The 25,622-nt window shown below is 44.2% G+C and carries 16 protein-coding genes and 2 pseudogenes; 9 read left to right on the top strand and 9 right to left on the bottom strand.

Annotation, left to right across the window (positions count from 1 at the left end; genetic code table 11):
• Positions 1–46: 46 nt before the first annotated feature.
• A complete protein-coding gene (locus tag HWQ58_RS00225; RefSeq protein WP_292856423.1) occupies positions 47–235 on the top strand; it encodes a hypothetical protein in 189 nt (62 codons plus the stop codon).
• Positions 236–336: 101 nt separating this feature from the next.
• On the opposite strand, the gene HWQ58_RS00220 is transcribed toward HWQ58_RS00225, so the two are convergent.
• Complete coding sequence (locus HWQ58_RS00220) at positions 337–1,143, bottom strand: pentapeptide repeat-containing protein (protein ID WP_292856421.1); 807 nt, start codon at positions 1,141–1,143, stop codon at positions 337–339.
• Positions 1,144–1,153: 10 nt separating this feature from the next.
• Entirely contained in the window at positions 1,154–1,795 is a 642-nt protein-coding gene (locus HWQ58_RS00215) for a hypothetical protein (protein ID WP_292856419.1), read from the bottom strand.
• A gap of 113 nt (positions 1,796–1,908) precedes the next feature.
• On the opposite strand from HWQ58_RS00215, the gene HWQ58_RS00210 reads away from it, so the two are divergent.
• The 3 genes and pseudogenes from HWQ58_RS00210 to HWQ58_RS00200 all read left to right on the top strand — a co-directional run bounded on the left by HWQ58_RS00210 (position 1,909) and on the right by HWQ58_RS00200 (position 4,200).
• Positions 1,909–2,130, top strand: a complete 222-nt coding sequence (locus HWQ58_RS00210; protein WP_292856417.1) for a hypothetical protein — start codon at positions 1,909–1,911, stop codon at positions 2,128–2,130.
• 313 nt (positions 2,131–2,443) lie between these two features.
• A pseudogene (locus HWQ58_RS00205) lies at positions 2,444–2,869 on the top strand (nitrogenase component 1); the annotation flags it as partial.
• A gap of 71 nt (positions 2,870–2,940) precedes the next feature.
• Positions 2,941–4,200 carry a glycoside hydrolase family 10 protein gene (locus HWQ58_RS00200; RefSeq protein ID WP_292856429.1) on the top strand — a complete coding sequence of 420 codons (1,260 nt, stop codon included), beginning with the start codon at positions 2,941–2,943 and terminating at the stop codon, positions 4,198–4,200.
• Positions 4,201–4,496: 296 nt separating this feature from the next.
• On the opposite strand, the pseudogene HWQ58_RS00195 reads toward HWQ58_RS00200, so the two are convergent.
• The 5 genes and pseudogenes from HWQ58_RS00195 to HWQ58_RS00175 all read right to left on the bottom strand — a co-directional run.
• A pseudogene (locus HWQ58_RS00195) lies at positions 4,497–4,625 on the bottom strand (ParA family protein); the annotation flags it as partial.
• A gap of 39 nt (positions 4,626–4,664) precedes the next feature.
• On the bottom strand, positions 4,665–6,596 hold the full coding sequence (locus HWQ58_RS00190) for a S9 family peptidase (RefSeq protein WP_292856415.1): 1,932 nt from the start codon (positions 6,594–6,596) through the stop codon (positions 4,665–4,667).
• 337 nt (positions 6,597–6,933) lie between these two features.
• On the bottom strand, positions 6,934–9,561 hold the full coding sequence (locus HWQ58_RS00185; protein ID WP_292856413.1) for a TonB-dependent siderophore receptor: 2,628 nt from the start codon (positions 9,559–9,561) through the stop codon (positions 6,934–6,936).
• 98 nt (positions 9,562–9,659) lie between these two features.
• Positions 9,660–10,664, bottom strand: coding sequence for an AraC family transcriptional regulator (locus HWQ58_RS00180; protein WP_292856411.1), 1,005 nt, complete (start codon positions 10,662–10,664; stop codon positions 9,660–9,662).
• Positions 10,665–10,762: 98 nt separating this feature from the next.
• Entirely contained in the window at positions 10,763–12,244 is a 1,482-nt protein-coding gene (locus tag HWQ58_RS00175; protein ID WP_292856409.1) for a site-2 protease family protein, read from the bottom strand.
• A 270-nt stretch (positions 12,245–12,514) separates the two neighbouring features.
• Between HWQ58_RS00175 and HWQ58_RS00170 the strand changes: the two genes are divergently transcribed.
• Genes HWQ58_RS00170 through HWQ58_RS00155 form a run of 4 tightly spaced genes read left to right on the top strand, consistent with a single transcriptional unit; the run spans position 12,515 to position 17,339 of the window.
• Positions 12,515–13,153: a sigma-70 family RNA polymerase sigma factor gene (locus HWQ58_RS00170; RefSeq protein WP_292856407.1), complete on the top strand. Its 639-nt coding sequence runs from the start codon at positions 12,515–12,517 to the stop codon at positions 13,151–13,153.
• Positions 13,154–13,186: 33 nt separating this feature from the next.
• Positions 13,187–14,152 (top strand): DUF1822 family protein, encoded by a 966-nt coding sequence (locus HWQ58_RS00165; protein WP_292856405.1) that lies wholly within the window; start codon positions 13,187–13,189, stop codon positions 14,150–14,152.
• A gap of 22 nt (positions 14,153–14,174) precedes the next feature.
• Positions 14,175–16,553: a CHASE2 domain-containing protein gene (locus tag HWQ58_RS00160; RefSeq protein ID WP_292856403.1), complete on the top strand. Its 2,379-nt coding sequence runs from the start codon at positions 14,175–14,177 to the stop codon at positions 16,551–16,553.
• 12 nt (positions 16,554–16,565) lie between these two features.
• Entirely contained in the window at positions 16,566–17,339 is a 774-nt protein-coding gene (locus tag HWQ58_RS00155) for a DUF928 domain-containing protein (RefSeq protein WP_292856401.1), read from the top strand.
• Between the two features lie 438 nt (positions 17,340–17,777).
• On the opposite strand, the gene HWQ58_RS00150 is transcribed toward HWQ58_RS00155, so the two are convergent.
• Entirely contained in the window at positions 17,778–21,221 is a 3,444-nt protein-coding gene (locus tag HWQ58_RS00150; RefSeq protein ID WP_292856399.1) for a filamentous hemagglutinin N-terminal domain-containing protein, read from the bottom strand.
• A 118-nt stretch (positions 21,222–21,339) separates the two neighbouring features.
• On the opposite strand from HWQ58_RS00150, the gene HWQ58_RS00145 reads away from it, so the two are divergent.
• On the top strand, positions 21,340–21,546 hold the full coding sequence (locus HWQ58_RS00145; protein WP_292856397.1) for a hypothetical protein: 207 nt from the start codon (positions 21,340–21,342) through the stop codon (positions 21,544–21,546).
• A 47-nt stretch (positions 21,547–21,593) separates the two neighbouring features.
• Here the strand turns inward: HWQ58_RS00145 and HWQ58_RS00140 are convergent, their stop codons facing one another.
• Positions 21,594–25,454, bottom strand: coding sequence for a filamentous hemagglutinin N-terminal domain-containing protein (locus HWQ58_RS00140; protein ID WP_292856396.1), 3,861 nt, complete (start codon positions 25,452–25,454; stop codon positions 21,594–21,596).
• Positions 25,455–25,622: the final 168 nt, after the last annotated feature.

Raw genomic sequence — 25,622 nt, 5'->3', positions numbered from 1 at the left:
AGGCAATATATTTTGGTAGCTTTATCTGTAGCCAGCTTTTAGAGAATTGGTATTAAATCCAATTGAGCAGGTTTGGCAATATATTAAGCGGCGACTTCGTTGGTTATTACCAAAAAACCTCGATGAATTACGTGCTGCTCTCTATGCTGAAATTGGGAAATTAAGCAAACCAATTATTGCATCTATTGCTCGAAGGCAATATATTTTGGTAGCTTTATCTGTAGCCAGCTTTTAGAGAATTGGTATTAGCTATACTTCCTTGAAGCAGTGAAGCTAGTTGTGGGAAGAGATACCCCAAAAAAAATGAATCTAAACGTCAATTTCTTTTTTTATAAACTAATCGTGTCTTGAAGCGTTAGGCATTATTGTTTCTTGAAGATTTACGCCGCTGAAGTTAGCTCCTTGAATGTCGGCTCCTCTAAGGTTAGTTCCTCTGAGATTTGCCCCTGCCAAATTCGCGTTTCTCAGGTTAGTCCAACTTAAATCAGCTTGACTCAAATCAGCTTCACTTAGGTTAGCCCGCAACAGGTATGCACCACTTAGGTGAGCCTTGGTCAGATTAGCTTTGTATAGGTCAGCTTTGTAAAGATAAGCCCCTAAAACTTCTGCTTCGTATAAACTCGCCTCGCTGAGATCGGCCGCAATCAAGTTAGCTTCAATGAGGTTGGCAAAAGTGAGGTTAGCCCGAATCAACTTTGCTGCACCTAAATCGGCATTTCTCAAGTTAGCGTCTTTTAAGTCAGTGCCAATTAGATTAGCAGATGCGATCGCAGCGCCTCTAAGATCCACCTGACTCAAGTCAGCTCCAATCAAATTGGCATGACTCAAATCTGCCTGCGTAAGTATAGCACCACTCAAGTTAGCAACACTGAAGTTAGCTGCACTCAGGTTAGCTTCATTCAGGAAGGCTTTGGAGAGGTTGGCACTACTGAGGTCAGCACCACTAAGGTTTGCTCGCACAAGTAAAGCATTACCCAAATCGACTCTTCTCAAGTTTACCCCTTGGAGGTTTGCGCCTCTGAGGTTATCGCCTTGCAGATTCGCAGCGCTGAGGTCTGGTTCAATCTGGGGATTTTTCTTTCTCCACTCAATCCATTTAACTGCACCTGCTTTGAGTAAAGTTAGATGCTCTCGATTTGCCATTTTCTCTCCTTTACTCCTGACGCCCACCCAGAGAATTTACCCGACCAGCGACACTTTCAATGGCCGTTAATGCTCCCGCTGCTCCTGCTAGAATATCCTGTTCTTGCCCACCTAAGTAAAGCCGTCCAAAACTACCTACAGCTTGAACTTCAAGAATGTTAATCCTTGCTGCTTTCTCTGCTTCATTAGCAGCCAGTGCAGCGTAAGCAGCAGGCTCCACTTCTAATACATATAGCGTTTGTCCTGCTAGTAGTAGCTGTCCCCGGCGCGTGCGATTAATGAGTTGTGTTTGATAAGCATCGATGTTGCGGATAATCTGACTAGAAATAACACGCGGTTTCAGACATTCCTCTCTTCGGACTCCCAGTGCCGCCAAAATAGCTTGACCAGCAGCTCTGGTTTCGCCTTGGGAGCTAGAATGAACTTCTAATAGTCCGTATAGTCGTTCAACTACCTGTACTCCCGGACGGACAGAGGCAGATTTTAGGGCTATATCCGTAATTTTATTAATTTCGATACCAGGAGAGATTTCAATCCACAGTGATGTATCTCCTGGTAATGGTAAGAAGCCTTGGGCTACTGTTCCCATATATGCTGCATGTTGAGGTTGCAGGCTGTCGAGAAATACGAAACTGCGTAATTCTATGCCCAAGATTTTGCTCTCCAGTCGTGAGGGTAAAAGTTATCTATATGCAAGATATAAGCGCCTAACTTGACAATATAGGGTATAAAGGAGCGCAAAATCCGTTAAACGGATCTACACCCGTGTGTCAAATCGCAATTATAGAAGCTAATGCTTATTTAGAAGACCATCGTCGTCTTGGGATAAAATCTACTTCGATCGGACGACATAATTTTTGTTTAACACAGCTGCTTTGTAAACATTTTGACCCTTTTACATTACCCCAGTTTTACCCCAAATATTTCCCCAACATCTCCCAACCGCAACCACAAGGATTAGATACCAATGAATATGGCTCTTTCTAGCTCAACTTGTTTTTCCTAAAGTATTTTCATCCCTATCCTCTTAATCAGGCAAATAAGCGGATACAAAGCGCTTAAACACCTTGTCGTGGTTTGGGATTTCGGCGCGATCGCCAATGTTCGGGAAAAGAGGCGATCGCGATTTTCCTGGTTGATTTATCAGGTACTGGGCAATACTACAACACTAAGTAGTCTATCAGGGCAATAAATACTGAAGATGGGGGAGATGAGGGAGTAGGGGGAGAGGCAGAGGGGCACAAAGCTTTGAGCACAAGGGAAAGTCTTTCCTCCTCATCCCCCTCATCGCCGTCAACGCCGTCAACGCCGTCAACGCCGTCAGTTACAACATGTGATGTTGGAGAATCACTTTTACTTTGGTTACAAGCGAGTTTCTTTGGCGCTAGAACCAGATTTACTTTGGTCAACAGTTGCTTTTTTGCGATCGCTAGGAGTTGAGATTCACTCAGCAGTGACAACAACACGCTTTCCTCTGCTCGAAAAACTGCCGATTAAGAGCGTCACTATCGGCGATTTGGAAGACTTTGAGCAATTGGCGGTTGGGTCTGATTTACTAATTACCAACTCTCATGGAGTAGCGATCGCCCAACGCTTAAAAATTCCTCTCTATCGTCAAGGGATTCCCATTTTTGACCGCTTAGATTATGGTCAGTTCACCAAGGTTGGCTATCGAGGTACTATGCAACTTTTATTTGATATTGGCAATCTCTTTTTAGAGCAGTAAATAAAGGTTAAGCATTAATATTAGTTATCATGCCGATGTTTCCTTCAGTGACACAGACATTTTAAATAATGATGAAAAGGTTTGTAAAGTGGTGTGTTGAGTTTTCTTCTTGGTGGAATATTCGCCAAAGTAGAAAGTCTCTTTTGTTTGTCGTTATGCTGACCTTAAGTGCAATCGCTACGTTGATATTGTCGTTTCCATTGAACGCTCAAATAAATCTGCCGCGAGCGTCAGCATCTGAGTTAAGGGGAGTGTGGTTAACAAATATTGATAGTGATGTGTTATTTGAGCGCGATCGCCTCAAGGGATCTTTGCAACGCCTTGATGAACTCAATTTTAACACGATATATCTGGCGGTTTGGAATTGGGGGTATACATTGTATCCTAGCAAAGTTGCCCAAAAAGTTATCGGGCGATCGCTCGATCCCACACCCGGACTCAAAGGGCGAGATATCCTCAAAGAAATTGTTGATGTGGGACATCAAAAAGGGTTAACAGTGATTCCCTGGTTTGAATTTGGCTTCATGGCACCAGCAGATTCTCTATTAGCTAAAAATCGTCCCCAATGGCTCACAAGTCGCAGTGATGGGACTCGGATTCTCAAAGAAGGCAGACATAATCGCGTTTGGCTAAATCCCTTTCGCCCAGAAGTACAACGGTTTATCCAAAATTTAATCGTTGAAATTGTTAGAAACTACAAGATCGATGGTATTCAATTTGACGATCATTTTGGTTTACCATCAGAATTAGGCTACGATGCTTATACAGTAGCACTTTACAAAAAAGAACACCGGGGAAAAGCTCCTTCTAAAAACTCCCAAGATCCAGAATGGGTACGTTGGAGAGCTAATAAAATCACTGAGTTTATGAAGCAGGTATTTACAGCCATCAAAGCTACTAAAAAAGATTGCCTGGTTTCCGTTGCTCCTAATCCTCAACGTTTTTCTTATGACTTCTTTTTAGCAGACTGGCAGAAGTGGGAACGCCTGGGAATCATTGAAGATTTAGTTTTACAGATATATCGGGATGATTTGAATGTCTTTATCAGCGAATTAGAGTATCCAGAAGTGAAAGCGGCCAAGAGCCATATTCCCGTGAGTGTGGGCATTTTGGCTGGGTTGAAAAATAAATCTGTACCGATACAGCAGATTCAGACACAAGTGCAAAAAGTACGCGGTCGCAACTTTGCTGGAGTCTCCTTCTTTTTCTATGAAACCCTATGGAACCTAAGCCAAGAAAAGCCCCAAGAACGCCAGATTGGCTTACAGAAACTCTTCCCGACACCAGTAGCTTACCCCAATTTACTAGCAGGCTGGAAACCCTCCAGTTGATTTTTCTAACAACTTGAACTTACGCACAGCGATCAAATCGCGCCATTGCGATTGAAATCAAAGCCGATCAAAAGTTGATGCGAAATCGAGCCTGTATTAAATTTGCCAAGCAAGTCGGCCTGTCCAGAATAGTTGTCTGTTGCGTAATCACGATTTAGACCTACTATGTTTATGAAGCGATCGTTCACTAGACCAGGAGTGAATGCTGCTGGTGAAGTATTTTCGTCTATAACTCTACTAAAAACCACAGAAAGATTGTTACGAATCTGCCAATTGTCGCTAAACTGTTGTTTAAAGGCTTGGGGGTCTATGTCGATGAGCAGGACGCGATGACCTAGTTGTGCTATGTGGTAGCCCAGGTTTTGGGTAAGGGTGGTTTTGGCAACACCTCCCGCCTGATTAAAAACTGCGATGATTCGGCTCATAACTGACTTTGTTTACCTGCCCCATTACAACTTAAGATATTAGAATCGAGTATTTTCAATAATTACCGATTCGATTAATTCAGTCAGTTGAAAGCCGAAAATACGTGAATAAAAGTAGAGTTCCGCTTCTAGTGATTTTTTGATGTTTTCGGCTTTGCGGAAGCCATGTTGTTCACCTTCAAAGGGAACATAAGCCACTGGCAGACCTTTAGCCTGCAAGGCTGTAACCATTGCTTGTGTTTGGTTTGGTGGAACAACTTGATCTTCTAGTCCCTGAAAAAAAATTACAGGGCAGGCAAGACGGTCAGTAAAATTGATTGGCGAGCGTTGTTGATAAATCTGACGCTGTTGTGGGTAAGCACCAATTAAACGCTCCAAGTATCGCGATTCAAATTTGTGTGTATCCCGTGCTAAAGCTTCTAGGTCACTGACTCCGTAGTAGCTGGCACCAGCTTTGAAGGTATTACGGAAAGTCAAGGCACAAAGCGTTGTATAACCACCAGCACTGCCACCGGAAATTGCCAAACGCTCGCCGTCAACTATCCCTTGTTCTACTAGGTAACGCGCACCAAAGACGCAATCATCTACATCAACAATTCCCCACTGACCATCTAATCTTTGACGATACTCTCGTCCATAACCTGTGCTACCACCATAATTTACATCTAGAACCGCTATACCCCGGCTAGTCCAGTACTGAATACTAAAGCTCAGGTTACTAGAAGCAGCTGCGGTTGGCCCACCGTGGCTTTTGACAATCAGAGGAGGTTTCTCAGTTTCAGGAGCAGTGTAATCAAGGTTTTGAGGTGGGTAAAATATAGCATAGGCGGTTTGACCGTTAGCTGTCAGGTACTCAATTGGCTGAGGGAGGGAAAGATAACCAGGATCAATTGTTACATCATTAGAACGGCGTAACACTTCCAGTTTTTCGGTAGCCAAATCAAGTTGCACAATAGCGGATAACTCAGTCGGAGAACTTGCTCGGAAAACAACTCGTCCTAAGGTTGCCTGAATACCACTAATTTCCGTATATGGTGTCGGCAGCGGTTTCAATTGAGTTGTTGTTGTGTCAAGACTCGCTAAGTGCCAAGTACCTTGTTGGGTATATGTGCAGATAATGCGGTTAGCTGACTCGAAAGCATAAGTTGACATACCTAAAAGCCACTGGGGACGACCAAACTCTGCCTTCATTTGTATCAAAGCTTGTATTTCTCCATCTTGCCAACGGTAGAGATTCCACCAACCAGTACGGTCACTGATAAAGTACAATTTGCCCTCACTAGACCACTCCGGCTGAAATATGGATTCATTGAAACCACCAGCAATTTGTTGAGTATTACCTAAACAGCCATCTGCTAGAAGTTCCCCCACCCATAGTTGAGTACCATCCCAAGGCATATTTGGATGGTTCCAAACCAGCCAAGCCAAGCGAGAGCCATCAGGGCTAAGACGGGGTGAGGCGTAAAAGTCGTTTCCAGATACTAACGGTTTGCTATCTCCTTCTAATCCCAGACTCACCAGTGTGTTGATTGGCTCACGGTCAGGAATGGTGTGATCCTCAGATACACAAATAATTCGGTGGCGTTGACGGTCAAAAATTCCGTCTGCATAGCGCACAGCAACTAGGGGTGTGATGGCTTGCGGTTCAGTATTAATCTCCTGACGATAGAGGCGTTGGTCGGCAAAGTTGCTAAAGTAGACAGTGCTATCAACAACGAAAAAAGAGTTACCGCCATATTCATGAACACGGGTACGCACATTGAAGGGCGCAGGAGTGACATCCTGAATTTGATTATTGGCACTCCGTCTTACTACCACAGTTCTGCCTTGCTCGGACGGTCGTAACTCACTCCAATAAATGTCTTCGCCATCAATAGCAATTTGCCCCAATCCAATTGTACGTGCAGTAATTAAGTCTGTTGTGATGGGTGATCTCCAAGAACCGTAAGATGCTACCTCTGGTTGAATCACACGCTATAAACTCCCTAATTTCAATAATTAATATCATTATCGAACTTCTCATTCCCCATTATTTGACTTAAATAGCTTAGATAAGAAAGAGTTGCACCTTTATCGAATCACTAATTGGGTATGAAAAGCAAGCGCGATCACACCTGATGCTCGCCCTCCATTCCCCTCACTTACCTTAAAACAGTGAACAGTGACCAGTGACCAGTGACCAAGCGTATGGTGGGGGATTTAAACCCGCCACCAACGCTTTCCACTCTTCCTTTTGTGTGGGACTTAAACCCAATTGATTTAACTGATAACTGATAACTGATAACTGATAACTGGTAACTGGTAACTGTTAAAACTCCCACGAAATCGTACCCTGCACGGTGAATGGCTGGCCGGGGAAAACACGGAGGTCGTCACGGACAGCCTCAAAGTAGTCCACATTAAACAGATTTTTAAAATTGATCTGTGTGCGTAACTGCCCTCGTTTATAGAAAATAGCAGCATCATTAGTGACATAGCTGGGCACCTTAAAGGTATTTTCCAAATCGCCCTGCCTGTCTCCTACAAAGAAAAATCCCACACCAAACCCTAAGCCTTGCAAAGAACCTTTTTGAATTTCATAGCTTGTCCACAGGTTAAAGGCATTCTCCGGCGTATTGTACAATTGATTACCCACAGTTGGGGTGTTGTCCTCTGTAACTCGGGCATCGGTGTAGGCATAGCCCGCATAGATGTTCCATCCCGGCAATATCTCACCTGCCATATTGAGTTCAATGCCCCGGCTACGCTGTTCCCCAATCTGAATAAATTGACCTGGTGGTACACCGGGTCTAGTGTCCTCCGTTGAAATATTGGTACGGGTCAGGTCATAAAAGGCAAGGGTTACTGAAAGTCGGTCATTCAAATCTGCCTTGACTCCATCTTCATACTGAGTACCGCGTTCGGGTTGGAATAGATTGCCATCAAAATCCGTTCCACCTACAGGGGTAAAGGAGCGGCTGTAGCTAGCATACAGTGAAATTGGTGGGATGGGCTGATAGACAATGCCAAAACGAGGGCTAAAGGCATCATCCGATTGGCTGCTTTCGGTGTTGGCAAGCTGATCTCGATTTGTGGAGGTGGAGGTGTCAAACCGTCCACCCAGCAGCAACTTCAGACTAGGAGCCAACGTGACCTGATCCTGAACATAAACCCCTAGTGTATCGCTTACAGAGTCAGCACTATATTCAAATTCAACCGGACTGAACGGCAGACCATACACCGGATTGTATAGGTTAAGCGACGATGCCGTACCCCCAGCCCCACTCTGTCTAATGACATCGAATCGACTTAGATCGACTCCGACTAATAATTGATGTTGAATCGAGCCAGTTAAGAATTTACCAATTATGTCTGTTGTCAAGTTATAGGCATTGTAATAATATTTGTTGTTGATACCATAACCACGATCCAAGGTTTGATTATCAGACTCAAGACCACTAGCAGACGCACCTTGAGCATCGTCTCGAACAAAGCCTACTTGAAAGGCGTTTCGGAATGACCAGTTGTCACTAAACTGATGTTCGAGCCTGTATCCTACTCTAGCCGTCCTCGTTTCTTGATAAGCGTCAGGCTCATTAATATTGCGGTTGCGCGGTATTTCACCGTTGGGATTGGGAAGTACCGTGCCAAAAGCAGGTAGACCGTACAAAGGTAAGCTTTTTGCATCAGTGTAATCTGCCTCTAAAGTCAAATTGGTTTTCTTGTTAATGTCCCAACGGATGACAGGCGCAATCAAAAACACTCTCTTATTGAAGAAATCAGTGAACCCCTGTTTATCCAGGTAAGATGCATTAAATCGATACGAAACTGTCTTTTCGTCATTCAAGGGGCCAGATAGATCCACAGCACCTCGGTAGAAATCATAACTGCCAACGGTTGCTTCAATCGTGTAAAAAGGATCGCGTAGAGGTTGTTTGGTAATGAAATTAATCGTGCCACCTGGACTGCCCTGACCAAACAGAACTGAAGCTGGACCACTGAGGAATTCAATTCGCTCCAGATTGGAAAACTCACTCGAATTAGAGCCTGATGGATCTGGTAATCCATTTCTGAGGGTTGTGGCACTACTAAACCCTCGAACCGTAAAATCGAAATTGTTGCGGTCAGATTGTTGGGTCGGACTCACACCAGTAATGTTTCTGAGCGCCTCATTTACAGTGTTAACTTGTTGATCTTTGAGTACCTGTTGAGGAATTACCTGAATTGATTGGGGAATGTCACGCAGGGGCGTATCGGTTCTGGTGGCGGCAGAGGTATTCGGTACGCGATATCCGTCTTGCTCCCCTGTCACCACCAACTCTATTGGCTCATCCTGCTGCGGTGCAGGGAGTGCTGGCTTTTCTTCGGCTTGCGGTGTTTGGGGTTGCTGTGGTGGCTGCGTTGCCGTTGCCGTAGAAGTTATACCAAAAACCAGCCCGACATTATCATCAAATAACTCAACTGTGGGCAAGGCTTTCTCACCCACCACCGTCACTCGCACAGTCTTCGCATCAATATTAGTAACTGTTATTTCACGAAGATCCGCTATTGGCTTGTCAGAGCGGAATGTGTATGACTTACCATTAGGCAAGCGCAATTGCGCGTTGGGAATATCAACAATAAAATTATTGCCAGTACTGCGATTTACCAGTTGCAACTGTTGCCCAAGGGAAGTTTGTAAAATCACCTCCACACCCTTATTGGTGGGATTTGCCTTGACTCCCGTAACTTGAACTATCTCTGCTGGTTGATTATTTCTAGATCCACTCTGAGACAGCCATTCTTTAACCGTCATCGCCGGACGTTGAAGGTCATGCACACGACGAATCGTAGCAATTGGTAACTCATTGCTTGCTGTTGAAACCTGATTAACGACTTCTGCCAATGTGGGTGGAACACTAAAAACGGAAACCACGCCTACGAGAAAGGATACTGATCGCCGCCACAATTTCAACATCACTCACACCAGAACTGAGAAGAATTCTCAAAAAGATTACAGGATAATCTGGTGTGATTTCAAGGCGTTTTAGCGGCTAGACGGATTTTTTTTGAACGCTAGACGGATTTTTTCTGCTGGATCTGATATTCCTTTGGAGGTAAACCAAATTTTTTTCTAAAGGCTGCGGCAAAGTAACTCTGGTTAACAAACCCAACGGCTTTAGCGACCTCTGATACTTTCATGTTTTTTGTCTTTAAGAGGTGATGTGCTTGTTCTAGGCGATAGTGATGCAAATAGTTAAATGCTGTTGTGCCAAAACAGGCACGAAATCCCTGCTTGAGGAGATAGTCATTTAAACTTACCTGTCGTGCTAATTCTATTAACGAAGGTGGATTATCCAACCGTTGCAATAAAATTTCTCTGGCAAGGTGAATTCTGTCAACCACATCTGGTTTCAGGGGGAGAGGGTTGCTGTTGCTATTTTGGATTTCAACTTCCTGTGCAACCAAGATTCCCATTAACTCCAAAACTTTGCCTTCTAGATACATCCGTTTAGCAATACCTTGATAGGGACATTGCAAGATTTGTCTTGCTACAATCTGCATGGCTTGTGTAGCAATTCCAGAACGGCAGCAATACTCCTGATCAGACTGTCGAATCAACGATTGTAATTCTGGCGGTAATTCCCCGTCTGGGTCGCCAACAAAGGAGCGTAGTAGTTGATTTGATACTTCGGGTTCCATTTCAAAACCCACCCCTAGAGCGGGCTGTATACCACAATTTATTGTCTCTTTAGGAGCTAAACCACTCCCATAAAAAATGTATCGTCCATCACTGATCGCAGCAAGTTTATTCTGGGATTGTCCGGTAAAATTAAAGTTCCACTCAAAACCATGTTCGCGTTCAGGGGCTTGGATGATTAGGCGATCGCTCAGTTGTAAGTTGAGGATACTCAATACCAAGCCCTCTCGCAACTCAATTTGTCGCAAATAACCCTGTCCTAAAGCTTGCGGGTATTTATAAACCACATCTATTGCATCATCAGGATCTGGGTGTTGAGAACGTTCGATAGTCTCCTGAAATAGTTCCCAATAGGCTTGCCATGAAATAGTGATAGTCATGCTGGCACTTCAATTCAGATAAAAAGCTTCAACTGTTAATAAAAAATTATTTCATTAAGCTCTCTTCATCTGATTTTAGTGCCATTCGACTCAGAGTACTATCCTATTCCCAACCGCCCAGCCAAGGCGGGAGTTAGGGGTAAAAGGGTAGTAATCATCAAAAATAGAGCCAAAAGACCCAAAGCGGCTCTGGCATCATCTGGTTCAGTGATTTCATTTAAGCTGGGGCGTTCTTGATCCCGTTGCAAAAAGAAAATGACGATCGCCCAGTACATGGCAATCATATTACCGAGAGATACTACTGCCAGTAAAATTAAAGTTGCGATCGTTGCCCGTCCTGCGGTTTTACGTCCATAAATCGCCTGCACAATGCGCCCACCATCTAGTTGTCCTGCGGGCATCAAGTTCAAAGCGGTGATAATTAACCCCAGCCAACCAATCACTACTAGAGGATGAACACTTACCAGGGATGACTGCAACGCCGAACCAAGGACAACTCGCGCTAAACTTCCCACCAAAATCGACCCTTGGAAAAACTGATTTGGCAATTGAAATAAACTACCTGGGTGCGAAAGCAGCAAGCCCGTTACCAGCATTAACAAAGAGACAATACCACCTGCGGCTGGCCCGGCTAAGGCAATATCAAATAATACCTTGCGGTTGGGCAATAGAGACTCAAAGCGAGTAATTGCACCAAAGGAGCCAATTTGCACTGCGGGTAGAAAAAAGGGCCAGCTAAGACGAATTTGGTGACGCTGGGCAAGTAACCAATGACCAATTTCGTGAGCTACTAAAATCGAAAATATCCCAGCGCCTATGGGCAAAGCTTCTTGAAACCGCTCTGGATTACCAAAAAAATCAAAATTCAGCAGTAATCCCGCAGCTTCTAGATTAGTAGCAATGGTTGCTATCAATAGAATACCTGCAAAAGCTTTTTGCGATAACAACATCGGCCGGGGATCGTTGCGGCTCGGTAGGACAATCACCACTGGTCTACCGTCTGTGTTTTCCACTAAAAACAGGCGATATCGATCGCCTTGGCGTTGCCGTAAACTTGCAGTTAGACAGTTGTGAGTTTCTTCTGGTTCTCCCCGCAAATTGCCTTTGAAAATGGCTCCATCTTGGTAGGCGATGGTTTCTGTAGCAAAAAATGTATCGATACCAAAAATGCCTTTAATTGCATTCAAGTCATCTTCCGGTATTGGTGGGATCTCCGCTTTCAGTTCTGCGACTGCTAATTGTGGGGAATTTGCTTCAAGTGAGTTAGCAGCAGCTAGTCTCTCGGTTGCGCGTTGCTTGAGGATGGCATCTTGCCCAGCTGCGCGTAACTGTCTGCCCAAATAGACGTACAATCCGGCGGATGTCACCACTAAGAACAATATACCCGCTATATTAATGTAAATCCCTGCGGCAAACAATCCGAAAAACAAGAGCCAAGGAGTCATCAACACCACCGACTGTAACCAGGCTAAGATTCCCAGCTTACCAAAAGGTCTGGCGCGATAAAAGCCCCAGCCCAAAATGCCTAAAGCTACCAGTAGGATTGCCGCCAGGATAGAAGTTTCTGATAAAGTGAACATCTCCAAACCTTTGCTATTGAGACTAAGCCAGAACAAGTCCGGTATTGCAGATACACTTATTAATTTATAACGCCGCCTGTCGTCTGCCCAAATTATCTCGCTTGGGGTAGTGATAAAACTTCATAGAGGTTAATGCCAAATCTTCCCAGTCCCTAGTTCATCTAAGCACAAAGTTTTGTAACAATTGTGGCTGGTTTGTGTAAAAGTCGCGATCAATACATGAGATATAGATGAATTCGCAACTTGGTGCGTTCTGATTCGAGGTCTTTTATGAGTAATGACTGGAGAAAACAACTAGATGAACAACTTAAAGACTTAGCGATCGCAGCCCAACAATACACACACCTAACTAAGGAAAAGCGGATAGCCTTAACACGTTTGATTAATGCTATTTGGCAGTCAGGTAAGCTTGTTCGTCCTTATAAAGGTCAATTTCAACTACTTTATCAAGATATCTATGATGAAGCAGTACAAAATTTATTTTTCTATCTTTGTCAAGATAACAATATTAATAAGTATAACCCAGAACGCGGCGAAGTGATGACTTGGATAAATATGCTATTAACTAAACGTTTTTTCCCAGAGGCTATCCCCAAAATTATCGGCAAAGAAAATGAAATAAATCTCGAAAACTCTCATCTGGAAAATCTACCCTCATTTCAACCTATGTCTTTATTTGAGCAAGTAAGAGAATGTATAGAAACTGACCCAGAATTAATTTTTTGCAAGGAACATATCAAAGGTCATCCAGAAGCAAATTTTCAAGCTATAGCTAAAAGAAGATGTTCTGGCATTTCCTGGAAAGAGATTTCGGCAGAATGGGGTATTGGAATCACATCTCTCCATAGTTTTTACCAACGTTGTTTGAAAAAATTTGCTACTAAATTCCATGAATATTTATATGTTTAATGTTTAATATCATCTAATCAGCTAGGCAAAAATATGAGCAAAAGCATCAACGTTTTAACATTTTCAGCCCCGATACCTGTGGATGGAAGACATCGAGCAGAAGAGTTACGCAGACAACAAGCCACGCCAGCAAAAGGCGAACAAGTTTATCTCAATACTTTGTCTGTGTCGTTCGTAAATTATTATCTATGTTGCATGGGATTTGAGACAGACTTGCATAAAAGTGATAGTTGGAATGTCATACAACAGACACTTATGGATATTGCTGATTTGTCGCTCAAAAACTTGGGCTTATTAGAATGTCGCCCAGTATTAGAAGATGCACAATTTGTTTATGTGCCGCCGGAAGTACAGTCAAATCGAATTGGCTATGTAGCTGTGCAAATTGGCAAATCATTTAGAGAAGCAACACTGCTGGGATTTGTCAAGCAAGTACAAACTGATTTATTACCCATTAACCAATTGCAACCTTTAGACAATCTCTTAGAGTATTTAGAAGAACTTTCTCAATTCCATGTTGCTGAAATAGCTGATAATTCGCTGGAGGCTAATCAGAATTTAGTTAATTTGAAGCAATGGTTAGAGAATATTTTTGAAGCTGGGTGGCAAGAGATTGAAACTCTTTTAGGCACTCAAGGTGTCAATCCAGCTTGGAGTCTAAGAAGTGGCAATGGTGCTTTTCTTAGTAGGGGTAAGTTGATTGATTTAGGAAAGCTTTTGAGCGATCGCGCAGTGGTTTTAGTCGTTACCTTACCTCCAGATAACGAGCAAGAAATGGACATTATCGTAGAATTACATCCGACAAATGGACAAGATTATCTGCCACCAAATCTCCATCTAATGGTGCTGGATTTTGAGGGAGCATCTGTGATGGAGGCTCAAACAAGAAACAGCAATAAGAATATTCAATTGGAATTTAGTTGTGAAGTGGGAGAACGTTTCAGCGTTAAACTTGTTCTAGGAGATATCAGCATCACAGAAAATTTTGTCATTTGTTAAGAACAACAGCAGGGTACTGCCAATGAGAAAGTTAGTTGTGCTGAAGCTAGATGGCGATTTGCATTTAGGCGTGCAGGTAACGCTGGAGATTGGAGAAGAGGGCAAACGCCCGACTACAGAAATTACTGGCAAGCTACCCTCTAATCTAGATATGGAAATAGCAATTGACCAATGGCAGTCCACATATCGCAGCTTGTGGAAATTTACCCGCATCAAAGCCAAAAAAATTATTTACGATGGTTCTATTTCCCAGCGACGTCAAGAGTGCAATACAAAAGCTAGTGAGGTGCGGGAGCATCTGAATAACTGGTTGCTATCAGAGTCATTTCGTCCCGTGCGGGAAAAATGGCTCAAACACTTGATGCCAGATGAAGAAGTGCGGGTGTTGATTCGCACTCATTGTTTGCAACTCAAAAAACTTCCCTGGCATTTGTGGGATTTGATCGATCGAGATTACCTCAACGCTGAAGTTGTTCTGAGTGTTCCAGAATCAGAACCAGTAACAGCCGCATTGCAGACATCCATAAGCAGAAATAAAATTAGAATTTTGGCAATTTTAGGCAATAGTGACGGTATTGATGTAGAGCAAGACCGCCAGTTATTAGAGAAATTACCTGGTGTCACTACAACTTTTTTAGTAGAACCTGAATATTCAAACATCGACGACAAATTGTGGAAACAACCTTGGAATATCTTATTTTTCGCAGGTCATAGCACGAGTGAGGGTGAAGCTAGTTGCATCTATATTAATAAAACAGATAAATTAACAATTGATGAACTCAGATATGCCCTGAGAAATGCTGTTGCCAATGGGTTACAATTGGCGATTTTCAACTCTTGCGATGGATTAGGATTAGCGCGAGAACTACAAGATTTACAGATTCCGCAAATTATTGTCATGCGGGAACCAGTGCCAGATAAAGTAGCCCAAAAATTTTTAAAGCATTTTCTAGAGGTTTTTTCAGCAGGACAATCTATATATGCTGCGGTTCGTACTGCTAGACAAAGGCTTAAAGGAATAGAAAAGGAATATCCAGGTGCAAGTTGGTTGCCAGTAATTAGCGAACATCATGCTGTAGTGCCAATGACTTGGGCAAAGCCCCGAATTCCCAACATTCGCCGCCTTGGAACCTTGCTACTGTTGAGCTTGCTGATAACTGTTGGTGTACTGGGGGTAAGACATCAAGGAGGATTGCAAACATGGGAGTTGCTGTTATATGACAAATTTATGCGATCGCGTCCACAGGAAAAGCAAGATTCGCGCCTATTGATCGTCACTGTAACTGAAGACGATCTTTACCTCCCACAGCAGAAGCAAAGAAGTGGCTCACTGTCAAATCTTGCACTGGCGCGACTGTTAGATAAACTTGCACAGTTCCAAGCGCGAACCATTGGCTTGGATATTTATCGGGCTGAACCAGTACAACCCAATCAGGCCGCTTTAACCACTCGTTGGAAAACCGATGACAATTTCTTTGCAATTTGCAAAGTTAGCGATCGCACCCAAAACTATCCCGGAGTTTCACCTCCAAAAGGAGTTCCACCAGAACGCCAAGGATTTAGTGATATTGTTCCCGACTCAGACAATGTTTTGCGTCGTCATTTATTAGCAATGCAGCCAGCTAACCCAACATCTCCTTGTACTGCACGCTACGCCCTTAATGCCCAACTGGCATTCCACTATTTGGAGAAAAAAGGGATTTTTGCGAAATACACCCCCCAAGGAGATTTACAGCTAGGTAACATCGTTTTCAAACGGTTGCGATCGCGAAATGGCTCCAAAACAGAAGCGCAGATGGGCGGCTATCAAAAAGTGGATATCGGGGGCTATCAAATATTGCTTAATTACCGCTCTTTCCAAGGTTCTCCTTTAGAAATTGCACCTATTGTCACACTCACAGATGTTCTTAGAGGAAAGGTCAACCCCGATCAAGTCAAAGACCGAATTGTCCTCATTGGTACCACTGCCCAAAGCTTCCGTGATTATAGTCTTACCCCCTACATGACTGAACAGGGTTTTTCTCAGGAAGTACCAGGAGTGATTCTGCAAGCGCAAATGGTGAGTCAGCTGGTGAGTGCTGCGATCGATGGCCGACCTTTGATATCAGTTTTGCCTGTTTGGGTTGAAGTCTTATGGGTTTGGAGTTGGTCTGTGGTTGGAGGTGCGATCGGCTACGCTGTGTCGCAGACACTCACTTGGCGCTATCGTTCGAGACTATATCTATTGCTAACGGCAGGAGGCGTACTTGGAGGCTTATACATTCTTTGCTTAATTCTCTTTTACCACGGTATTTGGGTTCCCCTAGTTCCGTCAACCTTAGTTTTAGTGCTTACTGGTGGCACAGTAGCGATTTACCTATCTACACAACAAGGTCAGCGACAACTGATTTCTACAACTTGAGGTATAAAACAAATGAAATTATTTGTGCAAAAGATTCAACTTTTCCTCGCCATTAGTTTAACACTCCTGAGCTGTATCCAAGTGCAGGCACAGCCTGAAAACCCCAAAGGACAATTAAATCAATCACTGATTTTCGCTGCGCCGCCCCCACCATCAGACATCGGGGAACCAGGTAAGCGAGGGGAAGCAGGTAGCCGTGGCTGTAGTCAAAATGTGACCAAGCCTCTAAGTTCTTCTCAAAAGCGGCTCACAGCTTTAGTACCTATTTATTCAAACTCAGAATTGGTGTTTGGAACAACGATCGCAGAGCATCCTAGTTTCTTATTTTATGTTCCTTACGCATCGGACTTTGCATTTGGAGAGTTTGTGCTAGAAGATGAGGCACAAAATCAGACTATTTATAAAACTTCTTTAACGGGGACACCAGGAGTAGTAAACCTTCGCTTACCATCAAAAACAACACCTTTGGAGATAGGCAAGCAATACCGATGGTATTTTAACATCTATTGTCAGAAGGATAACCAAATTATTGCTAATGTTGAAGGCTATGTAAAACGAGAGCAACTAAAGCCTGCTTTAAAAACTCAATTGGAAAAAGCAACACCGCGCCAGCAAGTAAACCTTTATGCGGCTAATGGTATTTGGTATGAAGCGCTGAGTGCTGCTAGTGAATTGCGTCGCCCCAAATTGGAAGATCCTTCTTGGACGGCGCTGTTGCAAGCTGTGGGTTTGAGTGATTTTGCAACTGAACCAAGGGTGGAGTGCTGCAACTTAGAGAGTGAGTAGTGAAGAAGGGATATGTAGGAAAGCAGGGGGCAGGGGGCAGGGAGCAGGGGGAGAGATGAGGTAAGCTCTATTTATACAGGTTGATGCAATGGGGTTGTAAGTTGATGCGATCGCATTGTCAGCCGAAACAATCGTATTGTTAGTCGATACAATCGTATTGTCAGCCAAAACAATCGCATTGTTAGTCGATACAATCGTATTGTCAGCCAAAACAATCGCATTGTCAGTCGATGCAATCGCATTGCAGCTCGATGAAAAAACCAGATTGCAATCTGACAAATCTGAAATTACGAATTATATGATGTCCGGGTAATTAACCATAATAACCGGAACTCGACCCCGCAAAAGCTGCGCTTTAGCTCCCCTCCCAAAAAGCGGGGAGGGGTTGGGGGTGGGGTTCTTTTATTATGGGTGATTTGGCGGACATGATATTACGAATTACAAATTACGAATTGCTCTGCAAGATGCAGGCTTCAACCAAGGACTATGAGGCGTAGTGGTGGGAAGATTTGCTGTCAGAACGACTTCCCCTTTTTCGTTTAGTGCCAAACCAGTAGCTTCTATGATCGGTTCTGGTGCGGGGGTAGTTATTTTGCTGGGAACAAAGGAGCGATTGGGGCGATCGCCATTTGGATTGAGAGTCACCAAATCTACCTGCACTGCATCAGTGTTAAGAGCTTCACCTGGATTAGGGGGCAAGCCGCCGCGTCCAGTGATTGTAAAACTGCTTTTAGCTAAATTTCCACCAGCTTGACAAGTCTGTGCTACTTCGGTATCAACTGGTACGGTTGGCAAATTGACTAAGCCACTGTTAGGGTCAATATCCGGCGTGTTAAGTTCTACAGTACCGTTTACACCAAACTCAGAACTAGCGGTGATATCCGAAAGAGAAGTTGGGTTAGAGCGGGGTTGAATGCCATAGATACCAAAGGCTTGAATATCTACTCTCCCACCGTTGCCTCTAAAAGCATCGGCAGTAATGTCGCTATTTTCGTTTGGGACAGCAACAATGAAGCCCGACGGGGCATTGATGGTGATGTTGCCACCATTACCACCAGCTTCTGCTGTGCCTGCGGAGGTGGAAATGGAAGCGCCACGACGCAGAAGGAGTAAATCAGTTTGTATGTTGATGTCGCCACCGTTACCCGATGCAGATTGGGCGTTGAGTCTACCACCATTGTCTAAGGTAACTTTGGGTGAGGTGACGAGAATATCTTCAGCACTACCGGTCGTACTTTGGGAGTTTACGAACAAACCAGTGCTAATGTTTGAACTCTTGCTAGAAATGGTGAAAAAATCAGCAGCATTCACTTTAATTGTGCCTGCATTCCCTTGTCCAAATGTTGAGGCAGCAAGTTGAGCGCCATCTTGTAACGAGAAGGAACCAGAATCGATAGTAATGTTACCCCCATTGCCAACTGTCCCCGTATCCACAAAGCTGAAAATCCTACTTTTCTCTCCAGCAATATTAACAGCACCAGCAACATTAACATTGACATTCCCTGCATCGCCCCGTCCTGCTGGCTGGCTATTAGATGCTTCATTAGTAGAGGTTAGCAGTTGAGCGCCATCAATTAGTGATAGTGTTGTAGCATTGATGTCAATATTGCCACCTTTACCTACACCCCCTGACTCCACCGTGCTGAGGATGCCAGCACCTGCAAGGTCAATAGTATCTTTTGCACTCACTGTCACATTCCCTGCATTCCCTTGTCCAAATGTTGAGGCAGAAAGTAGAGCGCCATCAATTAGTGACACTTTTGCAGCATTGATGTCGATATTACCTCCCTTACCTACACCTTCTGCTTCCACCGTGCTGAAGATGTAAGCATTACCAGCGAAGGAAACAGCATTTTTTGCACTCACTGTCACATTCCCCGCATTCCCTTGTCCAAATGTTGAGGCAGTAAGTTGAGCGCGATCGCGTAATGAGAATGAACCAGAATTGATAGTAATGTTACCCCCATTGCCAACTGTCCCCGTATTCACCAGGCTGCTAATCCCACTAAAAAAACGATTTTTCTGTCCAGCAATATCAACTGACCCAGTAACATTAATATTGACATTCCCTCCATCCCCCTGTCCTGGTGGTTGGGTATCAAATGCAGCACGAGTTAGGGTTAGCAGTTGAGCGCCATCTTTTAGCGAGAGGGTTGCAGCATTGATGTTGATATTGCCACCTTTACCTACACCTCCTGCTTCTACGGTACTGAGGATGGCAGCATCTGCAAGGTCAACAGCATTTTTTGCACTCACTGTTACATTCCCCGCATTGCCTTGTCCAGCAGTTGAGGCAGTAAGTTGAGCGCCGTCTCGTAACGACAAGGAACCAGAATCGATAGTAATGTTACCCCCATTGCCAACTGTCCCGGTTTCCACCGCGCTGCCAATCCCACTGCCTAAACCTAAACCCTTTTTCCTCCCAGCAATATCAACTGACCCAGTAACATTAATATTAACATTCCCCGCATCCCCCCGTCCTGCTGGTTGGGTATTAAATGCACCACTAGTAATAGTTAGCAATTGAGCACCATCAGTAAGTGATAAAGAAGCAGCATTGATGTTGATATTGCCACCTTTACCTACACCCCCTGCTGACACCGTGCTGAAGATGTCACTACCTGCAAGAGAAATAGTATCTTTTGCACTCACTGTCACATTCCCCGCATTCCCTTGTCCAGAGGTTGAGGTTTGAAGTTGAGCGTCACCAGTTAGTGATAGTGTTGCAGCATTGATGTCGATATTGCCACCTTTACCTATAGCTCTTGCTGACACTGTGCTGAAGATATTAGCATCTGCAAGAGAAACAGCATCTTTTGCATTCACTGTCACATTCCCGGCATTCCCTCGTCCAGCAGTTGAGGCAGCAAGTTCAGCGCGATCGCGTAATGAGAAAGAACCAGAATCGATAGTAATGTTACCCCCATTGCCAAGTGATCCTAAATACACAAGATTAAAAACTATGCTCCCAGCAGCAACTTTGATTTCCTCGGTAGCATTCAGCGTAATATCTCCCGCGACAGTTTCAGGTGTCCCCAAACCTTGCCCAATACCACCGCTTAAAATACTTCCTCCCAATATCTCTAGATTCTTAGCATTGACTGCAATATTACCGCCACCAGCAGCTTCTACAAAAACACCAGCCCTATTAGTAAAAGATATATCTACTCGCGTCACATTCTCAGGAAATCTCAAGCTGAGATTATCGCCATCTACACCAAGCAAGACAGTCCCAGGTTCGCTCAATCCTCCTAACTCAACTCGTCCACCATTAGCATTTAATCCTCCTTTATCCATGTTGATATTCCCACCTACCAGTAGTAAACTCTTACCATTTGGTACTCGTAAACCAAATCCGTCAAAGCCTGCTGGATCTTTTCCTGCGGGTGCAATTGAGTTATTTTGAATCGCTGCGTTTTGATTAATCTGATTAAACAGCAATGCTGAAGGATTAATAGTCAACAACGGTGAAGGGATATTTTTCGCAGTAGCGCTAAAAAATCCGATATTTCCAAATTGCAGTGCATTCGCACTAGTCGCAACAAAGGAACCACCAATATTTAATTGAGCATTTTGACCAAATACAATTCCATTAGGATTTATCAAAAATAAATTAGCTGTGCCATTAGCGTAAATTAAGCCATCAATCTCAGATACTGATCCACCCGTTACCCGACTGATAATATTTTGAATATCCACTCTATTATTAAACAAAGCAGCGCCGTTAGTCGGAACAGAAAACTCCCGAAAGCTGTGGAACAAGTTGCCACCTGCTTGGGTTCCTCCTTCAATGATGCTGTTGTTCCCCTCTAATTTGACACTAGAGTTATTAGGCAAAGTGCCATCGGGGATAATTTGGGCAAAAGCGCAATTTGTACTCAAAATGCTTGAACTAGATATTGCAATTCCGATAAACCAGCCCCAACGAATATTTATCTTGAACATTGCACCCCTTTAAGCAAACAGCAGTTGCTAAACTTCTGGTTATCTCACACCACTAATGTGGGTTTACGGTGGTTGCAGTCACCTCTGGATAATTCTCAGTTGCGATCGCCTTAGTTTTACGCAAAACTTGCTAATTTCTTTACATAAATTTATACAACATAATTCATCAGTCGATAACAATGGCATTGTCAGCCGATACAATCGCATTGTCAGCCGATACAATCGCATTGTCAGTCGATACAATCGCATTGCAGATCGATGAAAAAAACCAGATTGCAATCTGACGAATCTGAAATTACGAATTACGAATTACGAATTATGAATTGCTCTACAAGATGCAGGCTTCAACCAAGGACTATGAGGCGTAGTGGTGGGAAGATTTGCTGTCAGAACGACTTCCCCTTTTTCGTTTAGTGCCAAACCAGTAGCTTCTATGATCGGTTCTGGTGCGGGGGTAGTTATTTTGCTGGGAACAAAGGAGCGATTGGGGCGATCGCCATTTGGATTGAGAGTCACCAAATCTACCTGCACTGCATCAGTGTTAAGAGCTTCACCTGGATTAGGTGGTAAGCCGCCGCGTCCAGTGATTGTAAAACTGCTCTTAGCTAAACTTCTACCAGCTTCACAAGTCTGTGCTACTTCAGTGTCAGCGGCTATTGTTGGCAAGTTGACTAAGCCACTGCTGGGGTCAACATCAGGTGTGTTAAGTTCTACAGTGCCGTTTACACCAAACTCAGAACTAGCCCTGATATCCGAAAGAGAAGTTGGGTTAGAGCGGGGTTGAATGCCATAGATACCAAAGGCTTGAATATCTACTCTCCCACCGTTGCCTCTAAAAGCATCGGCAGTAATGTCGCTATTTTCGTTTGGGACAGCAACAATGAAGCCCGACGGGGCATTGATGGTGATGTTGCCACCATTACCACCAGCTTCTGCTGTGCCTGCGGAGGTGGAAATGGAAGCGCCACGACGCAGAAGCAGTAAATCAGTTTGTAAGTTGATGTTGCCACCGTTACCCGATGCAGATTGGGCGTTGAGTCTGCCACCATTGTCTAAGGTAACTCTAGGTGAGGTGACGATAATATCTCCACTAGTACCCGTGGTACTTTGGGAGTTAACGAACAAGCCACTGTTAAAATCAGAATTATTGCTAGAAATAGTGAAAAAATCAGCAGCATTCACTTTAATTGTACCTGCATTTGCTTGTCCACGGGTTTCAGCAGTAAGTCGAGCGCCATCACTTAGAGAGAAAGAACCAGAATCGATAGTAATGTTACCTCCATTGCCTTCTGTCCCCGTTTCCACCAAGCTACGAATCTCACTGGCAGAACCGTTTTTCTCCCCAGCAATCTCAACAGCGCCAGTAACTTTAACATTGACATTCCCCGCATCGCCCTGTCCTGCTGGTGCTGTTGCAGATGCTTTACGAGTAAAGGTTTGCAGTTGAGCGCCATCTTTTAGCGAGAGGGTTGCAGCATTAATATCGATATTGCCACCCTTACCTATACCTCCTGCTGACACTGTGCTGTCGATGTTACTGTTTGCAAGGGAAACAGCATCAAGTGCCCGCACTGTCACATTCCCCGCATCCCCTTGTCCACGGGTTGAGGCAGTAAGTCGAGCGCCATCACTTAGAGAGAAAGAACCAGAATCGATAGTAATGTTACCTCCATTGCCAACTGTTTCAGTTTCCACTGAGGTGCGAATCCCACTGGCAGAATTGTTTTTCACCCCAGCAATATCAACAATACCTGTAACATTCACATTCACATTCCCCGCATCCCCCTGTCCACGGGTTGAGGCAGTAAGTAGAGCGCCATCGCGTAATGACAAGGAACCAGAATCGATAGTAATGTTACCCCCATTGCCAGTCCCAGCTTCCACCAAGGTGCGAATCCCACTGGCAAAATCGTTTTTCTCCCCAGCAATATCAACAATACCTGTAACATTCACATTCACATTTCCTGCATCCCCCTGTCCACGGGTTGAGGCAGTAAGTTGAGCGCCATCTTGTAACGACAAGGAACCAGAATCGATAGTAATATTACCCGCATTGCCAACTGTCCCAGCTTCCACCAAAGTGCGAATTCCACTGGCAGAATCGTTTTTCTCCCCAGCAATATCAACAATACCTGTAACTTTCACATTCACATTCCCCGCATCCCCCTGTCCTGCTGGCTGGGTATCAGACTGGGTATCAGATGCATCACGAGTACTGGTTGCTAATTGAGCGCCATCTTTTAGCGAGAGGGTTGCAGCATTAATATCGATATTGCCACCTTTACCTACACCCCCAGCTGACACCGTGCTGTCGATGTTACCGTTTGCAAGGGAAACAGCATCAAGTGCCTGCACTGTCACATTTCCTGCATTCCCTCGTCCACGGGTTTCAGCAGTAAGTCGAGCGCCATCTTGTAACGACAAGGAACCAGAATCGATAGTAATATTACCCGCATTGCCAACTGTCTCAGCTTCCACCAAGGTGCGAATCCCACCGCCAGCACCAATATCAACAATACCTGTAACTTTCATATTCACATTCCCCGCATCCCCCTGTCCTGCTGGCTGGGTACCAAATGCTTTACGAGTACTGGTTGCTAATTGAGCGCCATCTTTTAGCGAGAGGGTTGCAGCTAAGATATCGATATTGCCACCTTTACCTACACCTCCTGGTGACACCGTGCTGTCGATGTCACCGTTTGCAAGGGAAACAGCATCAAGTGCCCGCACTGTAACATTCCCTGCATTCCCTCGTCCACGGGTTTCGGCAGTAAGTCGAGCGCCATCTTGTAATGACAAGGAACCAGAATTGATAGTAATATTACCTGCATTGCCAACTGTCTCAGTTTCCACCAAAGTGCGAATTCCACTGCCAGCACCAATATCAACAGCGCCAGTAACATTCACATTCACATTCCCCGCATCCCCTTGTCCTGCTAGCTGGTGGGTATCAGGTGCTTTACGAGTAAAGGTTTGCAGTTGAGCGCCATCTTTTAGCGAGAGGGTTGCAGCTAAGATATCGATATTGCCACCCTTACCTACACCTCCTGGTGACACCGTGCTGTCGATATCACCGTTTGCAAGGGAAACAGCATTAAGTGCCCGCACTGTAACATTCCCTGCATTCCCTCGTCCACGGGTTTCAGCAGTAAGTCGAGCGCCATCTTGTAATGACAAGGAACCAGAATCGATAGTAATATTACCCGCATTGCCTTTTGACCTCAAACCCACAATATTGCGAACACTACTCCCAATGCCTGCAACTTTGATTGACCCGGTAGCATTAAGCGTAATATCTCCTGCAACAGTTTCAGATGTCCCCAAATCTTGCCCAATACCGCCGCTTAAAATACTTCCTCCCAAAATCTCTAGATTCTTAGCATTGACTGCAATATTACCGCCACCAGCCTTAGTTACAAGTATACGAGAACCATTAGTAAGGGATACCGAAGTTCGCCCAACATTCTCAGGAAATTTCAAGCTGAGATTATCGCCATTTACACCCAGCAAGACAGTACCAGGTTCCGCCAACCCTCCTAATTCAACTCGTCCACCATAAGCATTTAATTTTCCCCCATCCATGCTGACATTCCCACCTACCAGCAGTAAACTCTTACCATCTGGTACTCGTAAACCAAATGCATCAAAAAAGCCTGTTGGATCTTTTCCTACAAATGCAACTGAGTTATTTTGAATTGCTGCGTTTTGATTAATCTGATTAAACAGCAATGCTGAAGGATTAATAGTTAACAACGGTGAAGGGATATTTTTCGCAGTAGCGCTAAAAAATCCGATATTTCCAAATTGCAGTGCATTCGCTGTACTTGCCACAAAGGAACCATTAACATTTAATTGAGCATTCTGACCAAATATAATTCCATTGGGATTAATCAAAAATAAATTAGCTGTGCCCTTAGTGCCAATTAACCCATCAATCTTAGAGACTGATCCACCCGTTACGCGACTGATAATATTTTGAATATCCACTTTATTATTAAACAAAGCAGCGCCGTTAGTCGGAACAGAAAACTCCCGAAAGCTGTGGAACAAGTTGCCACCTGCTTGGGTTCCTCCTTCAATGATGCTGTTGTTCCCCTCTAATTTGACACTAGAGTTATTAGGCAAAGTGCCATCGGGGATAATTTGGGCAAAAGCGCAATTTGTACTCAAAATGCTTGAACTAGATATTGCAATTCCGATAAACCAGCCCCAACGAATATTTATCTTGAACATTGCACCCCTTTAAGCAAACAGCAGTTGCTAAACTTCTGGTTATCTCACACCACTAATGTGGGTTTACGGTGGTTGCAGTCACCTCTGGATAATTCTCAGTTGCGA

This window comes from Nostoc sp. LPT, assembly GCF_017115165.1.
Lineage (GTDB): Bacteria > Cyanobacteriota > Cyanobacteriia > Cyanobacteriales > Nostocaceae > Nostoc.
The sequence above is the reverse complement of the archived record's forward strand: the minus strand, read 5'-3'. Positions and strand labels throughout refer to the sequence as shown.

Excerpts from the sequence above, each read along its gene's own strand:
- HWQ58_RS00220 (WP_292856421.1), bottom strand. The coding sequence starts at position 1,143 with ATGGCAAATCGAGAGCATCTAACTTTACTCAAAGCAGGTGCAGTTAAA.
- HWQ58_RS00200 (WP_292856429.1), top strand. The coding sequence starts at position 2,941 with ATGAAAAGGTTTGTAAAGTGGTGTGTTGAGTTTTCTTCTTGGTGGAAT.
- HWQ58_RS00185 (WP_292856413.1), bottom strand. The coding sequence starts at position 9,561 with ATGTTGAAATTGTGGCGGCGATCAGTATCCTTTCTCGTAGGCGTGGTT.
- HWQ58_RS00180 (WP_292856411.1), bottom strand. The coding sequence starts at position 10,664 with ATGACTATCACTATTTCATGGCAAGCCTATTGGGAACTATTTCAGGAG.
- HWQ58_RS00175 (WP_292856409.1), bottom strand. The coding sequence starts at position 12,244 with ATGTTCACTTTATCAGAAACTTCTATCCTGGCGGCAATCCTACTGGTA.
- HWQ58_RS00170 (WP_292856407.1), top strand. The coding sequence starts at position 12,515 with ATGAGTAATGACTGGAGAAAACAACTAGATGAACAACTTAAAGACTTA.
- HWQ58_RS00165 (WP_292856405.1), top strand. The coding sequence starts at position 13,187 with ATGAGCAAAAGCATCAACGTTTTAACATTTTCAGCCCCGATACCTGTG.
- HWQ58_RS00160 (WP_292856403.1), top strand. The coding sequence starts at position 14,175 with ATGAGAAAGTTAGTTGTGCTGAAGCTAGATGGCGATTTGCATTTAGGC.
- HWQ58_RS00155 (WP_292856401.1), top strand. The coding sequence starts at position 16,566 with ATGAAATTATTTGTGCAAAAGATTCAACTTTTCCTCGCCATTAGTTTA.
- HWQ58_RS00145 (WP_292856397.1), top strand. The coding sequence starts at position 21,340 with ATGTGGGTTTACGGTGGTTGCAGTCACCTCTGGATAATTCTCAGTTGC.